Annotated in this window: 18 protein-coding genes, 1 tRNA gene, 1 other RNA gene and 1 pseudogene; 5 read left to right on the top strand and 16 right to left on the bottom strand. The window is 65.0% G+C overall.

Going from position 1 to position 16288, the window contains the following annotated elements; translation table 11 throughout:
* Positions 1-65: 65 nt before the first annotated feature.
* Entirely contained in the window at positions 66-821 is a 756-nt protein-coding gene (gene rpsB / locus FHW97_RS20035) for a 30S ribosomal protein S2 (protein WP_062784960.1), read from the bottom strand.
* A 508-nt stretch (positions 822-1329) separates the two neighbouring features.
* On the opposite strand from rpsB, the gene FHW97_RS20030 reads away from it, so the two are divergent.
* Positions 1330-1638: a hypothetical protein gene (locus FHW97_RS20030; protein WP_168352831.1), complete on the top strand. Its 309-nt coding sequence runs from the start codon at positions 1330-1332 to the stop codon at positions 1636-1638.
* Here the strand turns inward: FHW97_RS20030 and FHW97_RS20025 are convergent.
* Both FHW97_RS20025 and FHW97_RS20020 read right to left on the bottom strand, forming a co-directional pair.
* On the bottom strand, positions 1607-2407 hold the full coding sequence (locus tag FHW97_RS20025) for a phosphatidylcholine/phosphatidylserine synthase (protein WP_168352909.1): 801 nt from the start codon (positions 2405-2407) through the stop codon (positions 1607-1609). The genes FHW97_RS20030 and FHW97_RS20025 overlap by 32 nt on opposite strands.
* Before the next feature lie 2 nt (positions 2408-2409).
* Positions 2410-3159, bottom strand: coding sequence for a phosphatidylserine decarboxylase (locus tag FHW97_RS20020; RefSeq protein ID WP_022677327.1), 750 nt, complete (start codon positions 3157-3159; stop codon positions 2410-2412).
* Between the two features lie 200 nt (positions 3160-3359).
* Here FHW97_RS20020 and FHW97_RS20015 point away from each other — a divergent pair, with 200 nt between their 5' ends.
* Positions 3360-3644: a hypothetical protein gene (locus tag FHW97_RS20015; protein ID WP_171799602.1), complete on the top strand. Its 285-nt coding sequence runs from the start codon at positions 3360-3362 to the stop codon at positions 3642-3644.
* Here FHW97_RS20015 and FHW97_RS20010 read toward each other — a convergent pair.
* Positions 3626-4285: a S24 family peptidase gene (locus tag FHW97_RS20010; protein ID WP_022677329.1), complete on the bottom strand. Its 660-nt coding sequence runs from the start codon at positions 4283-4285 to the stop codon at positions 3626-3628. The two genes, FHW97_RS20015 and FHW97_RS20010, sit on opposite strands and share 19 nt — an antisense overlap.
* Positions 4286-4390: 105 nt before the next feature.
* On the opposite strand from FHW97_RS20010, the gene FHW97_RS20005 reads away from it, so the two are divergent.
* A complete protein-coding gene (locus tag FHW97_RS20005; protein ID WP_082209206.1) occupies positions 4391-4633 on the top strand; it encodes an ogr/Delta-like zinc finger family protein in 243 nt (80 codons plus the stop codon).
* Positions 4634-4687: 54 nt separating this feature from the next.
* On the opposite strand, the gene FHW97_RS20000 is transcribed toward FHW97_RS20005, so the two are convergent.
* Positions 4688-4773: transfer RNA gene (locus tag FHW97_RS20000), tRNA-Tyr, on the bottom strand.
* Between the two features lie 189 nt (positions 4774-4962).
* On the opposite strand from FHW97_RS20000, the gene rlmB reads away from it, so the two are divergent.
* Positions 4963-5811, top strand: a complete 849-nt coding sequence (gene rlmB, locus FHW97_RS19995; RefSeq protein WP_171799601.1) for a 23S rRNA (guanosine(2251)-2'-O)-methyltransferase RlmB — start codon at positions 4963-4965, stop codon at positions 5809-5811.
* 96 nt (positions 5812-5907) lie between these two features.
* On the opposite strand, the gene FHW97_RS19990 is transcribed toward rlmB, so the two are convergent.
* The 5 genes from FHW97_RS19990 to FHW97_RS19970 all read right to left on the bottom strand — a co-directional run bounded on the left by FHW97_RS19990 (position 5908) and on the right by FHW97_RS19970 (position 12433).
* Positions 5908-6180 (bottom strand): HU family DNA-binding protein, encoded by a 273-nt coding sequence (locus tag FHW97_RS19990; RefSeq protein ID WP_022677331.1) that lies wholly within the window; start codon positions 6178-6180, stop codon positions 5908-5910.
* 215 nt (positions 6181-6395) lie between these two features.
* Positions 6396-8807 carry an endopeptidase La gene (lon, locus tag FHW97_RS19985; protein ID WP_028658138.1) on the bottom strand — a complete coding sequence of 804 codons (2412 nt, stop codon included), beginning with the start codon at positions 8805-8807 and terminating at the stop codon, positions 6396-6398.
* A 171-nt stretch (positions 8808-8978) separates the two neighbouring features.
* Positions 8979-10115 carry a VacJ family lipoprotein gene (locus FHW97_RS19980; RefSeq protein WP_171799600.1) on the bottom strand — a complete coding sequence of 379 codons (1137 nt, stop codon included), beginning with the start codon at positions 10113-10115 and terminating at the stop codon, positions 8979-8981.
* A gap of 102 nt (positions 10116-10217) precedes the next feature.
* Complete coding sequence (locus FHW97_RS19975; RefSeq protein ID WP_022677334.1) at positions 10218-10553, bottom strand: YbaB/EbfC family nucleoid-associated protein; 336 nt, start codon at positions 10551-10553, stop codon at positions 10218-10220.
* Positions 10550-12433 (bottom strand): DNA polymerase III subunit gamma/tau, encoded by a 1884-nt coding sequence (locus FHW97_RS19970; protein ID WP_253941910.1) that lies wholly within the window; start codon positions 12431-12433, stop codon positions 10550-10552. The genes FHW97_RS19975 and FHW97_RS19970 overlap by 4 nt, the downstream gene beginning before the upstream one ends.
* Before the next feature lie 98 nt (positions 12434-12531).
* Between FHW97_RS19970 and FHW97_RS19965 the strand changes: the two genes are divergently transcribed.
* Positions 12532-13026, top strand: coding sequence for a DUF4188 domain-containing protein (locus FHW97_RS19965; RefSeq protein ID WP_171799599.1), 495 nt, complete (start codon positions 12532-12534; stop codon positions 13024-13026).
* 38 nt (positions 13027-13064) lie between these two features.
* Here the strand turns inward: FHW97_RS19965 and ffs are convergent.
* From ffs to FHW97_RS19935, 6 genes and pseudogenes are all read right to left on the bottom strand, one after another.
* An RNA gene (gene ffs / locus FHW97_RS19960) (signal recognition particle sRNA small type) lies at positions 13065-13159 on the bottom strand.
* 50 nt (positions 13160-13209) lie between these two features.
* Positions 13210-13488, bottom strand: a complete 279-nt coding sequence (locus FHW97_RS19955) for an ETC complex I subunit (RefSeq protein ID WP_022677337.1) — start codon at positions 13486-13488, stop codon at positions 13210-13212.
* A 60-nt stretch (positions 13489-13548) separates the two neighbouring features.
* Positions 13549-14013: a low molecular weight protein-tyrosine-phosphatase gene (locus FHW97_RS19950; RefSeq protein WP_028658140.1), complete on the bottom strand. Its 465-nt coding sequence runs from the start codon at positions 14011-14013 to the stop codon at positions 13549-13551.
* A gap of 172 nt (positions 14014-14185) precedes the next feature.
* Positions 14186-15310, bottom strand: a complete 1125-nt coding sequence (locus FHW97_RS19945; RefSeq protein WP_253941909.1) for a glycerophosphodiester phosphodiesterase family protein — start codon at positions 15308-15310, stop codon at positions 14186-14188.
* Positions 15311-15442: 132 nt separating this feature from the next.
* Positions 15443-15880 carry a DUF2059 domain-containing protein gene (locus FHW97_RS19940; protein ID WP_171799596.1) on the bottom strand — a complete coding sequence of 146 codons (438 nt, stop codon included), beginning with the start codon at positions 15878-15880 and terminating at the stop codon, positions 15443-15445.
* A gap of 313 nt (positions 15881-16193) precedes the next feature.
* Positions 16194-16288: pseudogene (locus FHW97_RS19935) on the bottom strand (IS5/IS1182 family transposase); the annotation flags it as partial.

Here is a 16288-nt window from a genome sequence, read left to right as displayed (position 1 = left end):
CATGAAACGGGACAATTCGGTGACGGCGCCGATCGCGGCGCCGCCCCCGTCATGTCAGCCTGCAATCAGCCTTCGACGGCTTCTTCGGCAACCGGCTCGTCCAGCGCGCCCAGGTCCACGCCCGAAGCATAGGCAGCGTCACGGCCGCCCTTGGTGGCAGCGGCGGCCACGGCTTCGCAATAGAGGCGGATGGCGCGGCTGGCGTCGTCGTTCGCCGGGATCGGGAACGCGATGCCTTCGGGCGAAACGTTGGAGTCGAGGATCGCCACGACTGGGATACCCAGCACGTTGGCTTCCTTGATCGCCAGTTCTTCCTTGTTGGCGTCGATCACGAACATCACGTCGGGGATGCCGCCCATGTCGCGGATACCGCCGAGCGACAATTCGAACTTGTCACGCTCGCGGGTGAGCTGGAGCACTTCCTTCTTGGTGAGACCGGCGGTGTCACCCGAAAGCTGTTCCTCCAGCGCCTTGAAGCGCTTGATCGAGCCCGAGATGGTCTTCCAGTTGGTGAGCATGCCGCCCAGCCAGCGGTGGTTGACATAGTGCTGGCCCGAAGCGCGGGCGGCCTGGGCGATCGGTTCCTGCGCCTGGCGCTTGGTGCCGACGAACAGCACCTTGCCGCCGGCCTGCACGGTGGCCGAGATGAACTCGAGCGCGCGCGACATCAGCGGAACGGTCTGCGACAGGTCGAGGATGTGGATGCCGTTGCGGGCGCCGAAGATGTACGGCTTCATCCGCGGGTTCCAGCGGTGGGTCTGGTGGCCGAAGTGGGCACCGGCCTCGATCAGTTGCTGCATGGTGACGACGGGAGCCGCCATAATCATTTCCTTCCGGTTTCACCTCTGGAGCGCTGGAACCGCGCGGAGAACCCGCAGCTGGCACCGGTATGTGCGCGCCCCATGTGGACTGGCCCTGCTGTCATGATGGCGGCGGAAATGCCGCGAATCACCGCTGGGCTGCGGCGCCCATAGCGCGCGCAAAGCGGCAATGCCACCGGAAATGCCCTTAGCAGTGATTCGCGGGGATAACCTGCCCGGCGCAGGCAAAACACGCCCTGGCGCAGCTGTTCCACGCCCGAATCACCGCGCCGCGAACACTGTTTCATCGATTTTCGACATAAGCACAAACACTTAGCATGAGCGCAGATGTGTTTGAAATTCCAGTTGACGCACCGGAACAAAAGTGGAACATTTGGGGCGTCGACGGGCCAAACAGGAACCGTTCAGGAACGATCGAGTTATCCACAACACAAGCGCTTGCTGTCAAGCCTTGGGCACAGGACGCCCTGCTTGGCACCTGCCCTCTTGTCTTCGGAAAGGCATCGCCATGCTCGCCATTCTCGCTTCGCTCGTCATTGCCGGCGCCGGCGTTGCAGCCCTGGTTGCCGTTGCGGCCACCTGGCGCGGCCAGCTTGGCGCCATTCGCCAGTTGCTGGCCGATGCCCGCGCGCTGGAACAGGCCGATGCGCTGGAACTCGATCGCGCTTTCCTGGCGCGGCTGATCGACAGCCCGCTGGCCACTGCAGCGCCGGCGACCCCTGCCCTGCCGCCGATGGTGCGCAGCACGGTGCGCCGCCCCTCGCCGCGCCCGGCTGCTGGCGTGGTTACGAAAGCGGCGCGGCGCGCTGCCGCTTGAGCCGGGCATAGCGCACCACGCCAACCGGAATGAGCACCAGATAAAGTGCGCAAATTCCCACCAGCGTAAGCCAGGGTTCGGTCAGTAAGGCCGCAAAGACCAGCCCGGTCAGCGCGATAAGTTCCAACCGGATAGTCTTGCGCGGGCGGAACGATGACCAGCCCGGCGTCGCCAAGTTGGAAATCATCATGAAGGCCATGAGCGCGGCCCAGATCGCCACGAAGATCGGCTGGCGAAACTCGTCGCGGCCGCTCGCCACCCACAGGTAAAGCGGCAGGAACGACAGGCCGGCGCCGGCCGGGGCGGGAACGCCGGTAAGAAAGCCGGCAGACTTGTGGGGCTGCTCTTCCATGTCGATGCGGGCGTTGAAGCGGGCGAGGCGCAGGGCGCAGCATACCGCCAGCGCCAACGCAGCAAACCAGCCAAAGCGCGGCATCTGCTGCAACGACCACAAATAGAGAATCAGCGCCGGCGCCACGCCAAACGAGATGGCGTCAGACAGGCTGTCCAGCTCGGCGCCAAAGCGCGATTGCGCCTTCATCAGCCGCGCCACACGGCCATCGATGCCGTCGAGCATGCCGGCAAGAATGACCGCCAGCACCGCGCCGCGGAAATCACCACCAATGGCAAAGCGAATACCGGTCAGCCCGCAGCATAGCGCAGCAGAGGTAATGGCATTGGGCACCAGCGCGCGCAGGGTAAGCCCGCGCGGCAGCCGGTGGCGGCCAAAGTCTTCACCCGAAAATGCCTCTTCGTCCTCTGCCGGCAAGGTCACTGGCTGATGCCCTCGATCAGCGGTGCATCGCCGATTTCGGCCAGGATGGTTTCGCCGGCCACCACGCGCTGGCCGATCAGCACCTTGGGCTCCGTGCCGACGGGCAGGTAAACGTCAACGCGGCTACCAAAGCGAATGAGGCCAACCCGCTGGCCCACGGCGACGATGTCTCCGCTCTTGACGAACGGCACGATGCGCCGCGCAACCAGGCCGGCGATCTGGGTAAAGCCGATCTTCACGCCGTCGCTGCGTTCCACCAGGAAGTGCTGGCGCTCGTTTTCCTCGCTCGCCTTGTCGAGATCGGCATTGAGGAACTTGCCAGGAATATAGACCACGCGGCGGATCGTGCCACCGATCGGGGTGCGATTCACGTGCACGTCGAACACCGACATGAAGATCGACACGCGGGTAACCGGCGTCGGGTCCATGGCGGCAAGGCCGCTGCCATCGTCGGCCGAAAGCTCGCGCGGCGGGGCCACCTTCTGGATCAGCGTGATCAGGCCATCGGCCGGCGCCACCACAAAGCGATCGTCACGCGGGGTCACGCGCACCGGATCGCGGAAGAACGCCAGCACCCCCAGCGTGAGGAACACGAACGGCCAGGCCACGATGCTGCCGCCGAAAATGGCCGCGATCAGCGCGATGCCACCGGCAATGGCGCCGAACTTGCGTCCTTCGGGATGGATGGAGGGCCAGGACCAACCGGCATTGCCGCGTCCGCGATTGTCAAAAATGTCACCAGGCATGCCGCCGGTCTAGGCGCTGGCGCGTCGCGCGGCAAGCGTATGGCGCACACCAGTGCCACCAACCGCTGTCAGGGATCGACCAGCGCCGTCCCAACTACATGCAAAGCCTTGTTGTATAAGGAAACTGCACAACAGGGTGGCATCGCGCCGGGCGGCAAATTGGGCTTTTGTGGTGAGGCAACCGCAAAAGGAACCACGCAATGATCCCCCTTCACACCCCGTTCTGGCCCTGCTGGCTGATCAGCTTGGCAGCGACCTGCACGATCACGATTGCCCGGCTGGGGCTGCGCCTTTGGCCCGCCGGCCGGCATGGGCTGGTATGGCGCGAATGCCTCGCCCTGCCGGTATTTCCCACGGTGGCAGCCTGCTATGCCGGCCTGCACCAATGGCAGCCGGCCGCAGCAGCGCTGCTGGCGATGGCGCTGGCCCTGCCCGGCTATCCCCGGCTGGCACGGACCATGGCGTGCTACATCTTGCGGAAATAGGCCACGACGCGGCCCAGCACGTGCAATTCCCCGTCATAGGCGGTGATTGGGGAAATGGCAGGATTATCGGCCATCAGCAGCCAGCCGCCATCCTTGCTGGGCCGCAGACGCTTGACGCAGCCCAGCCCGCAATAGCTGACCGCCCAGACCTGATCGGCCAGGCGCGGCACCGCCTGGCTGGTATCGATCAGCAGCAGATCGTTATCGAGAATAGTGGGGATCATGCTGTCCCCGGAACCGCGCGCAATGATCAGACTTTCCGCCGGGGCACGGGTATAGAGATCGAGCCATTCGCGCGGAAACATGCGCTGCACATCGGCGATAGGCTGGTCGATATAGGCGGCGCCCAGGCCGATCGCCAGATCGACCTCGCGCACGGCAACCAGGCCCATGGCTCCGGCAACTACCGAAACCGATGGCGCACGGCGACCATCGTTGGCGGGGTCATCGGTTTCACCGGTGAGATATTCCACGCTCGTTTCGAGAGCGCGGGCTATGGCGTGGATATGGCGCGACCCTTGCGCCCCCTTGCGGATGAGGTGGTTCACGCTCGGCTGTGAAATGCCGACGCGGCGCGCCAGTTCCGCCTGCGACAGGCCCAACGCGCTGATTCGCGCGGCAATGCGATCACCCAGTGTCATGGATAGAGGTTTATAGATTAAACTATAAATCGGCAATTCATTTATCTATTGCCCAGACGATAGATTGGTGCATTATAGATTTATCGATATAAATGGAGATCCACCATGCCATCCCCCACCACGGGGCAGCCGCGCACCGGGCGCCTGCATTGCCCCCATTGCCACCAACCGGGTCAACGGCGATCGAGCCGGCCGGTTACCGACACCCACCGCGAGATCTATTACCAGTGCACCAATGTGGTTTGCGGCCATACCTGGAAAGCCAGCGAGACCTACGACTATGGCCTGGTGCCCAGCGCCACGCCAAACCCGCAGGTGACGCTGCCGCAAAGGCCGGGGCGGCCGTGAGGCCCGCCTCAAAACGAGGTATATCCCGTGAAAACTAAGGAAATTGAGTACTGGTGGTGGACAGGGCTAGATTCGAACTAGCGTACGCTTGCGCGGGCAGATTTACAGTCTGCTGCCTTTAACCACTCGGCCACCTGTCCACACCAGATTTGCCGGTGCGAGGAGCGCCTTTTCCAAGGCTTTCCTGCATTTGAATGGGCCGTTTCGCTGCAAGCGATCCGGTCCGTCCGGCCGAGTGAGAGGCCCTTTGGCGAACCATCGCTTGCCTGTCAATGGGGGGGCTGGCTAAGGGCGATGCAGTTTTCGATTTTTATGCACAGGTGTTCGCAATGCCCCGCCACGATGATGACCAAGACAAGCGCCACGACAGTGGCAAGAAGAGCCGCTCATTGCGCGGCCGGGCCGGGCGCAACCAGGGTGGGCGCGGATCGGGCCGTGGCAGCACCGGCACGGTGCGGCTGTGGGGCCGCCATGCCGTGGAAGCAGCGCTGACCAACCCCAACCGCACCGCCAAGAAGCTGTGGGGCACGCGCGAGGCGATCCAGGAAATGCTGGACGATCATGACGCCGAGCTGCCGCGCGATCTGCCGGTTGAATATGCCCAGGCGGTGGATCTGGGGCGCCTGGTGGCGCGTGATGCGCCGCACCAGGGCCTGGTGCTGGAATGCCTGCCGCTGGACGACGTGGCGCTGGACGATGTGCTGGAAGAGGCCGAGGGCCGCACCTTGGTGCTGCTGGATCAGGTGACCGACCCGCACAACGTGGGCGCCATCCTGCGCAGCTGTGCCGCGTTCGACGTGGCCGCGCTGATCACGCAGGATCGCCATGCCCCGCCCGAATCAGGCACTTTGGCCAAATCGGCATCGGGCGCGCTGGAATCGGTACCGTGGGTGCGGGTGGTGAACCTGGCACGCGCGCTCGAATCGATTTCCGAGGCCGGCTATTGGCGAATCGGCCTGGATGGCGAAGGCGAGGCGGAATTTCCCCATGCCCTGCCCGCCGGCCCGGTGGCCCTGGTGCTGGGCGCGGAGGGCGAAGGCATGCGGCACAACGTGATGCAGCATTGCGATGCCATTGCCCGCCTGCCGATCAGCGGTGCGATCGAAAGCCTCAATGTCTCCAACGCGGCCGCCATTGCCCTCTATGCCGCCGCCACGCGCCCGGGCGTGGACGACTGAACCGCCTTTGTGCGGAACACGGGAATTCTTTTTCCACAAAAAAGGCCGCGTCGGCATGCGACGCGGCCTCTTTTTTTGCCTTGCGGCGCGATGGGGTCAATTCACCGCGTCCTTAAGGCCCTTGCCGGCCTTGAACTTGGGCTGGGCCGAAGCCTTGATGGCCATCGGTTCGCCGGTGCGGGGGTTGCGGCCGGTCGACGCCTTGCGCTTGGCAACCGAGAACGTGCCGAAGCCGACCAGGCGCACTTCCTCGCCCTTGGCCAGCGCGCCGGAAATCGATTCGAACACGGCTTCGACAGCCTTGATGGCATCGCCCTTGGACAGGCCGCTGACATCGGCGACGGCGCTGATCAGATCGTTCTTGTTCATGTGCGGAAACCCCCTACCAATCTACTGGACAGCAAATGTTGGAAAATCGTGATTTCGGGTGCGGCGGAAAAGAGCCGAGAAAAAAAGCGCTGTCAAAGGCAAAAGCACGCAAAACCCGCAATTTATCCCCGATAGTGGCCGACCTTGTGGGCAAGCAAAAGCCGCGCGCAACGATGTTGCGCGCGGCTCCCGTCAAACTACGGTAGAAACTGCGCTCAGTGCGCGGTGCGTGCCGCTGCCGGGCTGCCGCCCAGGGGGGCCGCCGCCGGCTGCGTGGCAAGGTCGTCAGCTTCGGTCCATTCGATCGCTTCCACCGGGGCAACCAGCGCGCGTGCCAGCACCTCGTCGACATGCGACACCGGCACGATCTCCAGCCCTTCGCGGATATTGGCGGGGATTTCCGCCAGATCCTTGCGGTTTTCCTCGGGGATCAGGACCGTCTTGATGCCACCGCGCAGCGCGGCGAGCAGCTTTTCCTTCAATCCTCCGATCGCCAGCACACGGCCGCGTAGCGTCACTTCCCCGGTCATCGCCACATCGGCACGCACCGGAACACCGGTCAGCGTCGAAACCATCGCAGTGACCATGCCGATGCCCGCGCTCGGCCCGTCCTTGGGCACGGCGCCCTCGGGCAGGTGGATATGCAGATCCTTGCGCTGGAAGATCGACGGCTTGATGCCATAGGCAGGGCTGCGCGCCTTGACGAAGCTGAACGCCATCTGGACGCTTTCGCTCATCACTTCGCCCAGCTTGCCCGTCGTGCGCACCGCGCCCTTGCCGGGCACCGTCACGCTTTCGATCGTCAGCAATTCGCCGCCAACTTCGGTCCAGGCCAGGCCCGTTACCGCGCCAACCTGGTTTTCCTCGTCGGAAACGCCATGGCGGAATTTGCGCACGCCGGCGAACTCGGCCAGGTTTTCAGGCGTGATGGTCACGCTCTTTTCCTTGCCCTCCAGGATCTTGCGCAACGATTTGCGCGCGAGCCGGGCCACTTCGCGCTCCAGCGTGCGCACGCCCGCTTCGCGGGTGTAATAGCGGATCAGATCGCGCAGCGCGTCCTGCGTCAGCGTGAACTCGCCCTTGCGCAGGCCGTGTGCTTCCACCTGCTTGCTCACCAGGTGCCGCTCGGCGATTTCGACCTTCTCATCCTCGGTATAGCCTTCGAGGCGGATGATCTCCATGCGATCGAGCAGCGGTTGCGGCAGGTTGAGGCTGTTGGCCGTGCACACGAACATCACGTCGGACAGGTCGATGTCCAGTTCCAGGTAGTGATCCTGGAACTTGGCGTTCTGTTCGGGGTCGAGCACTTCGAGCAGGGCCGAAGCGGGATCACCGCGGAAATCCTGGCCCAGCTTGTCGATCTCGTCGAGCAGGAACAGAGGGTTGGATGCACCAGCCTTGCGCAGGTTGGTGACGATCTTGCCCGGCAGCGAGCCGATGTAGGTGCGGCGGTGGCCACGGATTTCGGCCTCGTCGCGCACGCCGCCCAGCGACTGGCGGATGAACTGCCGGCCGGTGGCCTTGGCGATCGACTTGCCCAGCGAGGTCTTGCCCACGCCCGGCGGGCCAACGAGGCACAGGATCGGCCCCTTGAGCTTGTTGGTGCGCGCCTGCACGGCCAGGTATTCGACGATGCGATCCTTGACCTTGTCCAGCGCGTAGTGATCGGCATCAAGCACCGCCTGGGCGCCCGGGATATCCTTCTTGAGCTTGGAGCGCTTGCCCCACGGCAGGCCCAGCAGCACATCGAGATAGTTGCGGATCACAGTGGCTTCCGCGCTCATCGGCTGCATGGTCTTGAGCTTTTTCAGCTCGGCATTGGCCTTGGCGCGGGCTTCCTTCGACAGCTTGAGGCTGTCGATCTTGTCCTGCAGTTCCTGGATCTCGTTGGCTTCCTCGCCGTCGCCGCCGCCCAGTTCCGACTGGATCGCCTTGAGCTGCTCGTTGAGGTAGTATTCCCGCTGGGTCTTTTCCATCTGGCGCTTCACGCGGCCACGGATCTTGCGCTCCACCTGGAGCACGCCCAGTTCGCCTTCCATGAAGGAAAGCACCATTTCCAGGCGCTTGAGCGCGTCGCTTTCCGAAAGCACGGCCTGCTTGTCGGCCACCTTGGCCGCCAGGTTGGCAGCCACGGCATCGGCCAGCTTGCCGGCATCTTCGATATCGCCCAGCTGCTGCCCGGCATCCTGCGGCAGCTTCTTGGAAAGCTTGGCATATTCGGCGAACTGATCGACCACCGAGCGCATCATCGCCGACACTTCGGTGCCCGAGACACTGCCCGGCTCGATCGGCTCGACCTCGGCCATCAGCATGTCGCCGTGGCTGGAGCTTTCCGCGTTGAGCGTCTTGAGCTCGGCACGCTGGTTGCCTTCGACAAGGACGCGCACGGTGCCGTCGGGCAGCTTGAGCAGCTGGAGAACCGTGGCGATCACGCCGGTTTCATAGAGATCATCGCGATCGGGATCGTCGCAGCCGGGGTCAAGCTGGGCCAGCAGGAAGATGTCCTTGGACCCGGCCATGGCCGTTTCCAGGGCGGCAACCGACTTTTCGCGGCCGACAAACAGCGGCACGACCATACCGGGGAATACCACGATATCGCGCAAGGGCAGCAGGGGATACAAAGTCATAAGTGCAAATGTCCGTCCCACCTGCCGCACATGAACCCAAACCGGCAGGGCTTGAGGCAGATATGGGGTGCAAGGCGCCGCCCCGCAATGCCCAAGCGCCAAGACGGTTGGGGATTGCCGGTTTTCAGCCTTTTTGCGCGGGACTTGGCCTGTGGGGTGGCGGTGCGCCGATCAGGGGGTAGTGGTGGCTGGTGCCGTTGCCGGGGTAGCGGCCGGCGCGGGCGCCGGCAGCACGATCGGGGGCAGCACCTGGCCATCCGGGGCATGCGCCGGCCCGGTGGGCGCTGGCCCGGCGGGCGCTGGCGCCGGTGCCGGTGCCGCGGGAGTCATCGCGGCAGGCGGCGTCTGCGCATCGGGCGCCGGGGCGGCCTTTTCCTTGTGCTTGTGCCCCTTAAGCTCGTCGATCTGCTCCTGGCGGGCGGCGAGATAGCCTTCCTTGGCGGCGAGATAGGGATCGCCAGCCTTGCGCATCGCCTGGATGCGGCGGTCATCGTCAAGACGATCGTTGAGCGAACGCACCACGAAGCTGCCGGTGACATAGGCCGGGCTGCGTAGCGGGCCGCCCACAATCGCCGGCAGGAACGCACGATCGAGGCCCAGGCCGATCACGTCGCGCAGGGTGGTGGGCCCAACCAGCGGGACGAACAGGAACGGCCCTGGCCCCACGCCATAATAGGCGAGGGTATAGCCAAAGCCGTTGCGGCGATAAGGCAGCTTGAACGGCTTGGCCACGGCCACATCGAGCAGGCCGCCCACCCCGATGGTGGAATTGATGGCGAACCGGCCCAGCGTTTCGGCGGCCTTGCCCGGCTTCAACTGCAGCAGGAAGTTAAGCGCGATGACCGGCTCGGTCAGGTTGGTGAAGAAATGCCGGAAACCCGTGCGAATGGGCGCTGGCACGATCGAGCCATAGGCCTTGGCGGCCGGCCCGATCACCGCGCGATCAACCGCCTGGGTGGCGGCAAAGGTCACCTTGTTGAGCGCGATGACCGGGTCGCCGGGCGGCGGGCCGCGCCGCGCGTTGACGACAATGGCGCCTTCGTCAGCGGGCTGCGTCTCGGCAGCGGTATCGTTGGCGGCAACCGGCGTGACCGTGGGCAGCACGATGACGGGAAGAATCTGGCCATCGGGTGCGCGGGCGGGCGCTTGTTCGGGGGCAGAAGGTACGGCCGACGCGGTCGCAGGAGCGGCAGGCGCGGTCACGGCAGAGGCAGACGCGGCAGGGCTGCCCGCAACCGGCTGCGGCGGCGCGCCATCATCTATCGGCGTGGTCCCGGCCAACGCAGCGGCAAGCAATACGATCATCATGTCCCCGTAGTCGGTCTCACCATGACTGGGCGCTGAACGAAAAGCCGATCAGGCGCGCAGCCCTGGGAAAACAACGGTAATCTTGAAAGGTTGCGCCGTCGCTCAGAACGGCAGCTTGAAGCCCGGCGGAATACCGGCCGCCATCTGCACCTTCTGCATTTCTTCGGCAGCGGCCGCATCGGCCTTGGCCCGCGCATCGTTGAAGGCGGCAGCGACCAGGTCTTCGAGAATGCCCTTGTCGGCCGGAACAAGCAGGCTGTCATCGATCGACACGCCGATCACGCGGCCCTTGGCCGAAGCCTTGATGGTGACCAGGCCACCGCCAGCAGCGCCCTCCACCTCGATCGCGTCGAGGCGGCCTTGGGCATCCTCCATCTGCTTCTGGATGGTTTCGGCGGCCTTCTGTGCCGCCTGGATCATTTCTTCCATGGACTTCATGCTTGTCTGCTCCGCGCAGGCGACCACGGCCGGCGTTCAGCCGTGGCGGGGTTGGATTCGTCGAGAATTTCAGCGCCGGGAAAGGCTTCAAGCGCAGCGCGCACCAGCGGATCGGCGCGCATCGCGGCTTCGGCCTCGGCCTCAAGCGCAGCCTTGGCTTCCACCAGGCTGGGCTGCGCACCCTGGGCAGCTTCGCCGTCGAGCCGTTCCAACAGCCAGGCCTGGCCGGTGATGTTCTGCAGCGCTTTCTTGATATCGGGCGTGGGATCGCCCGGCAGGCCAGGCGCCAGCTGGTAGCGCAGCGTGCCCATGCGCAATTCGATCAGGCGGACCGACAGGCGCATGGTGGCGCCGGTGAGCGGCGAGACTTCTTCCACCTGCTCCACCAGGGCTTGCCAATCCATGGCGATACCCGTGGCGGGCGCCGACGGCATCGCTGCAGCCGGGGCGCCATCGGGCGCGGGCTGCGCGGCCATGCTCGCGGCCAGGGCGGGCCCTTGCGCCAGCATTTCTTCCAGCTTGCGCACCAGGCCGCCGGGATCGGGCATGTCGGCCGCGTGCAGCACGCGCAGCAGCGCCATCTGCGCCGCCACCAGCGGATCGGGCGCGGTCTTCACCTCGTCATGGCCCTTAAGCAGCAACTGCCACAGGCGGTGCAACTGCCCGGGCGCCAGATCGCCGGCCCAGCCCTGCAGCGCCGCAGCCTCTTCGGCCGAGCGGGCCTCACCCTCAGGGCCGCTGATCTGGGTGACGGTGACCTTGTGGACCAGATCAAGCTGCGCGCGCAGCATGGCCACCGGCTCGATCCCCAAGGAATATTGATGTGCCACTTCGGCCAGCAGCGCGGCGCCATCGCCCTTGAGCATGGCGGCAAACAGGCGGCGTTGCAGCGTCTTGTCGGCCAGGCCGAGCATGTCCTGCACTTGCGCGGCCGAAACCGTGATCACCGAGCCATCGCCGCTGCCCGCCAGATCGGCATGGCTGATCGCCTGATCGAGGATCGAAAGCCCGTCGCGCGCCGAGCCTTCGGCGGCGGCGGCGACCATAGCCAGGGCCTCGGCCTCGGCCTCGACCCCTTCGGCCTTGCAGACGTGGCCGAAATGATCGGCCAGCAGCGCGGTCGGGATGCGCCGCAGATCGAACCGCTGGCAGCGCGAGAGCACCGTGACCGGCAGCTTGTCCACCTCGGTGGTGGCAAACAGGAACTTCACATGCGCCGGCGGTTCTTCCAGCGTCTTGAGCAGCGCGTTGAACGCGTTGCGCGAAAGCATGTGCACTTCGTCGATGATGTAGATCTTGTAGCGGGCCGAGACGGCGGCATAGCGCACCGCCTCGATGATCTCGCGCACGTCGTCCACGCCGGTGTGGCTGGCCGCGTCCATCTCGATCACGTCGATATGGCGGCCTTCGGCAATGGCCTGGCACGGTTCGCACTGGCCGCACGGGTCGATCGTCGGGCCGCCCTGCCCGTCCGGGCCGATGCAGTTGAGCGCCTTGGCGATAAGGCGCGCGGTGCTGGTCTTGCCCACCCCGCGCACGCCGGTCATCAAGAAGGCATGGGCCAGCCGGTCACGCCGGATCGCGTTGGCCAGGGTTTGCACCATGGCTTCCTGGCCGATCAGCGCGGAAAAGGTTTGCGGGCGATACTTGCGCGCCAGCACGCGATAGGGCTGTGCCGGCGCAGCGGCCGGTGCTGGCTTAGCGGCAGGCGCTGGCACAGGCTGGGGCGCAACGGGCGCAGGCTTGGCCACGGGCGCGGGATCGCCGAACATCGCGCCCTGGCCGGCCGCTTCGAGTTCGGCCGCGCTGGGCGCAGCCTCTTGCGGCGGGGCATCGGGGGTTTCGGGTTCGTGCCCAAACATGTCGGTTGAATCGGCCATCGCGCCCATAGGTAGGCGCAAAGGCTGCAAATGTCGAACGGGGGCAAGGCGGTTTCCCGCAAGCTTGCGCCGCGATTCTGATTTGATACCAATTTGTGATGCCCACGATCCTGCCCGGCCGCCGCACCGCCCAGACCACCACGCCGCTGGTCGTGTTCCTGATCGGCATGCGCATCAACCGCTTCCGCGCCGTGCGCGAATGGCTGCCTGTGTCGCGCGCCATGGGACCGATGCTGGCCGAGCTTTCCGCTGCGCCCGATAGCGGCTTTCTGGGGTATGAGCCCATGCTGCGGGGGCTGCGCACGATCATGCTGGTGCAATACTGGCGCGATTTCGACAGCCTGGAAGCCTATGCCCGCAGCCGCGACCGCACGCATTGGCCAGCCTGGGTCGCGTTCAACAAGGCAGCGCGCCAGCAACGCGGTGGCGTGGGCATTTTTCACGAAACCTATGCCGTGCCAGCCGGCGGCAGCGAAACCATCTATGTGGACATGCCCGCTTTCGGCCTGGGCAAGGCGATGGGCCTGGTACCGGCGACGGAAGGGCGCGAGGCGGCGCGCGAGCGGATGAAGGCATCCGGGCACCAGACCTGATCCGATCGACCAGGCGGCGGCGCATTACAATGTGGGGCTAAGAAGGAGCCGGGCGACCCGCCGCAATCCGTTGTGGCTGCTTCCTTCCGGACCTGACCAGGTTGGCGAACGCAAACGTCCGCCCGACTCCCGGCCCGCCCTATGGCGCCGGCGCGCGCCGATTGCAAGCGCCGGCTTGATCAATCAGCGGAAATTGTCAGCGTAGCTTTGCAGCTTGAGCCGGCGCGGCGGCGTGGGCGTGACATGCACGGCAATGCCATACTTGTCGGCATACGCGCGGGCGTCCGCCTCGGTCTCGAACGTGAGGATGACTTGCTGCTGGGTATCGCCGGAACCGGCCCAACCCATCAGGGGATCGGGGCGCTTGGCCTCGGCCGGGGCGAATTCCAGGAGCCAGTCGGCAGTCCGGGCCTTGCCGGACTGCATGGCATTTTTCGGGCGCTGATAGATGCGTGCAGGCATGGGCGGTGCTTTCGTGCGTTTCGCGGCGCAAATCAAGAGGGATAAGGGAACTACCAGAACCTAGCGCAACATCCGCGCCACCAGGCGGCGGGCCGCCTCGCTTACGTCGTCCCAGGCTTCGAGAAAATCCTGCTCGTCGCCGTAATAAGGATCGATCACCGCCTGCCCTTCCCGGCCCGGCACCAGATCCATCAACAGGCCCATCCGCGCCAGGGTGCGGCGCGGGGCCATGCGCCGTAGATCCTGCAGGTTCTGCGAATCGAGCGCATAGATCTGGCCAAAGCGGGTGAAATCGGCCTCGGTCACCTGGCGGGCACGATAGCGGGAAATGTCGATGCCGTGTTGCAAGGCCACCGCCTGCGCACGCGGATCGGGCGGATTGCCAGCGTGCCAGCCGCCAGTGCCGGCCGAATCGATGGTCACGGCCAGGCCCGCCTTGACGGCCTCGGCCCGGAACGCAGCCTCGGCCAACGGCGAGCGGCAGATATTGCCCAGGCAAACAAACAGCACGGCTGGCTGGCTCACCGCATTCCCTTCCACATGAACCCTGCGCAGGCATGTGGTGAGCCGGGCGCACGCACCGCATCCGGCGCGCGGCCTGGCGATGCCCGTCGCAGCGCAATAAAATACGCTGCAATGCAAAAAGTCCAGCGCCAAGCCGCAGGAAATTACAGACGGGCGGATTTGCCCTGGATGATCAGACCCCGTCGACCGCGCGACGGCCCAGCGCAGGATCATCGGTGAAGAACCCGTCCAGCCCGGCGGCAAGATAGGCGCGGATTTCTGCCACACTGCCGCTTTCGCAGCGCAGCGCGGTGCCGCACTGGCGCAGGCTGGCGGGCAGAAACTGCGGTTCCGGCCGGAAGGTATAGGCACCCACCAGCAGCCCGGCACGGTGCGCATCGGCAATGATCGGCTGCGGCGGCGCCAGGCGTCCGTCTGCCGTTTCAGGCATCAGGGTCCGGCTCCACGGCGCGATCCAATCGGCATAGCCGGCCACATCGGCCAGGCCACTGGCCGACAGCATCGCGCCATAGGTGAGCATGCCGCCGCTGGCGATGGCGTCACCCGTGCGCTTTTCGGGCTCATCGGCCAGTTGCATCAGCGCGATGTTGCGCCAGGGCGCCAGCATGCCGTGCAGCCGCTTGAGATTGGCCACTTCGAACGACTGCACGATCACCGGGGCCTGTTGCAGCCAGGCATGGGCGCGAATGGCCGCCAGCAGCTTGGCCTCCATATCGTGGCCCAGGCTGTGGAAATAGCTGGAATGCTTGATTTCGGGAATGATCCCCAGCGGCCGCTTGCGCCCGCGCGCGGCCTTGGCGGCAAAGGCCACGATCTCGTCAAACGTCAGCACCGGAAACTGCCCGTCGAACGCCATGCTCTCCGGGCGCAGCGTGCCCAGCCGCTCCTTGGCGCGCAGGGTCTTGAGTTCGGCCAGGGTAAAGTCCTCGACGAACCAGCCTTCCTGCCGCTCGCCATCAATGACCTTGGTGGTCTTGCGCGCGGCAAATTCGGGGTGGGCGGCCACGTCGGTGGTGTCGACGATATTGGGTTCATGGCGCGACACCAGCACGCCATCGCGGGTGGGAACCAGATCGGGCTCGATGAAATCGGCGCCATCGGCCACCGCGCGTTGATAGGATGCCAGCGTATGTTCGGGCCGGTGCGCGCAGGCGCCGCGATGCCCCAGCACCAGGGGATGCGCCGGCCGGGCGTGGCGGCCATGGCGCTGGGCCAAGGTGCTGGCCAGAGCGCGGGCGCCGGGTAGCATGGCCGCGCCGGCCCCCATGGCCAGGATCGAACGGCGCGAAACAGTCATGGGGTTCATCCTTTTGCCAATGCCATGGGCGCCCTGGACAGGCTTTGCGACAGGATCATGACGAGGCCGCGCGGACAGGTCCAGAGGCCGCTGATGGGGCCCCAGGTTTCTCTTTGCCGTCGATAACGAGACTCAGTGATTTTTTGGCTGGTGCGCACGGATATACGCCTGGCCAGCGGATTTAGCAGCAGCGTCTATTTGAGGCTCGGCAGCTTCCAGGGCATGATTGACCGCCATGCGCATGTCGTTGGTTTGCTGGGGCCTCAACGCTCCCATTTTTTGCCCTGCCGATGACTGCGAAAAAGCCGCAAACTCAGCAAGCTCAGCAGAACTAAGGATTTTTCGGACATCGTCGCCCATTACGACCGAAGGAGTGGCCGTCACCAGTTTCCGGCCAACTGGGCCAGAGTAAAATGTGATTGCGGCTTGAAGCTCCGCCGGCGACATCTTGGCAGCATAGGATGCGGCAGCGTTGCTCTCCAACGATGGAATAAGGGCTGTAAGCACTTGGTCCAGCTTCATGGACACTGCGTTGACGATTGTATCGAGCAGGCCGGGCGTACGCTGCATGGCCGCTTGCACCTGAGGGTTTCGCAGCATGGATGCGCGGAAGTTTGTCGCATAAGTCGTTGCGGTGTCTCGCCGGATCATTTCGGCTGGAAATGTCAGGGCGACCAACCGCGAAGCGAGCGGGTTGGGGCTCGAGTCCCCCGCTGTCGTAGCAACAGCCTGCCAAGATGGCACCGCCATCAAGCAAGAACCAACCAAAGCAAGAGCCAACGAAGTCTTCACTGCCACCCCCAAACTTAACGCACAACACTGCCTAACTGGATCAGGTTAAGGGAAAACTTCTGGATGGCGGATTGCGCAAGGAGCAGTGTTGCTAGGCTGTAGACTCATAAACACGGAGCCACAGCCGCATTGAGGCCAGTTGGACCATGGCGAGGAAGTTTTCGGCCAGCTTGTCGTAGCGAGTTG

This window comes from Novosphingobium sp. SG754 (assembly GCF_013149315.1).
Classification (GTDB): domain Bacteria; phylum Pseudomonadota; class Alphaproteobacteria; order Sphingomonadales; family Sphingomonadaceae; genus Novosphingobium; species Novosphingobium capsulatum.
The sequence above is the reverse complement of the archived record's forward strand: the minus strand, read 5'-3'. Positions and strand labels throughout refer to the sequence as shown.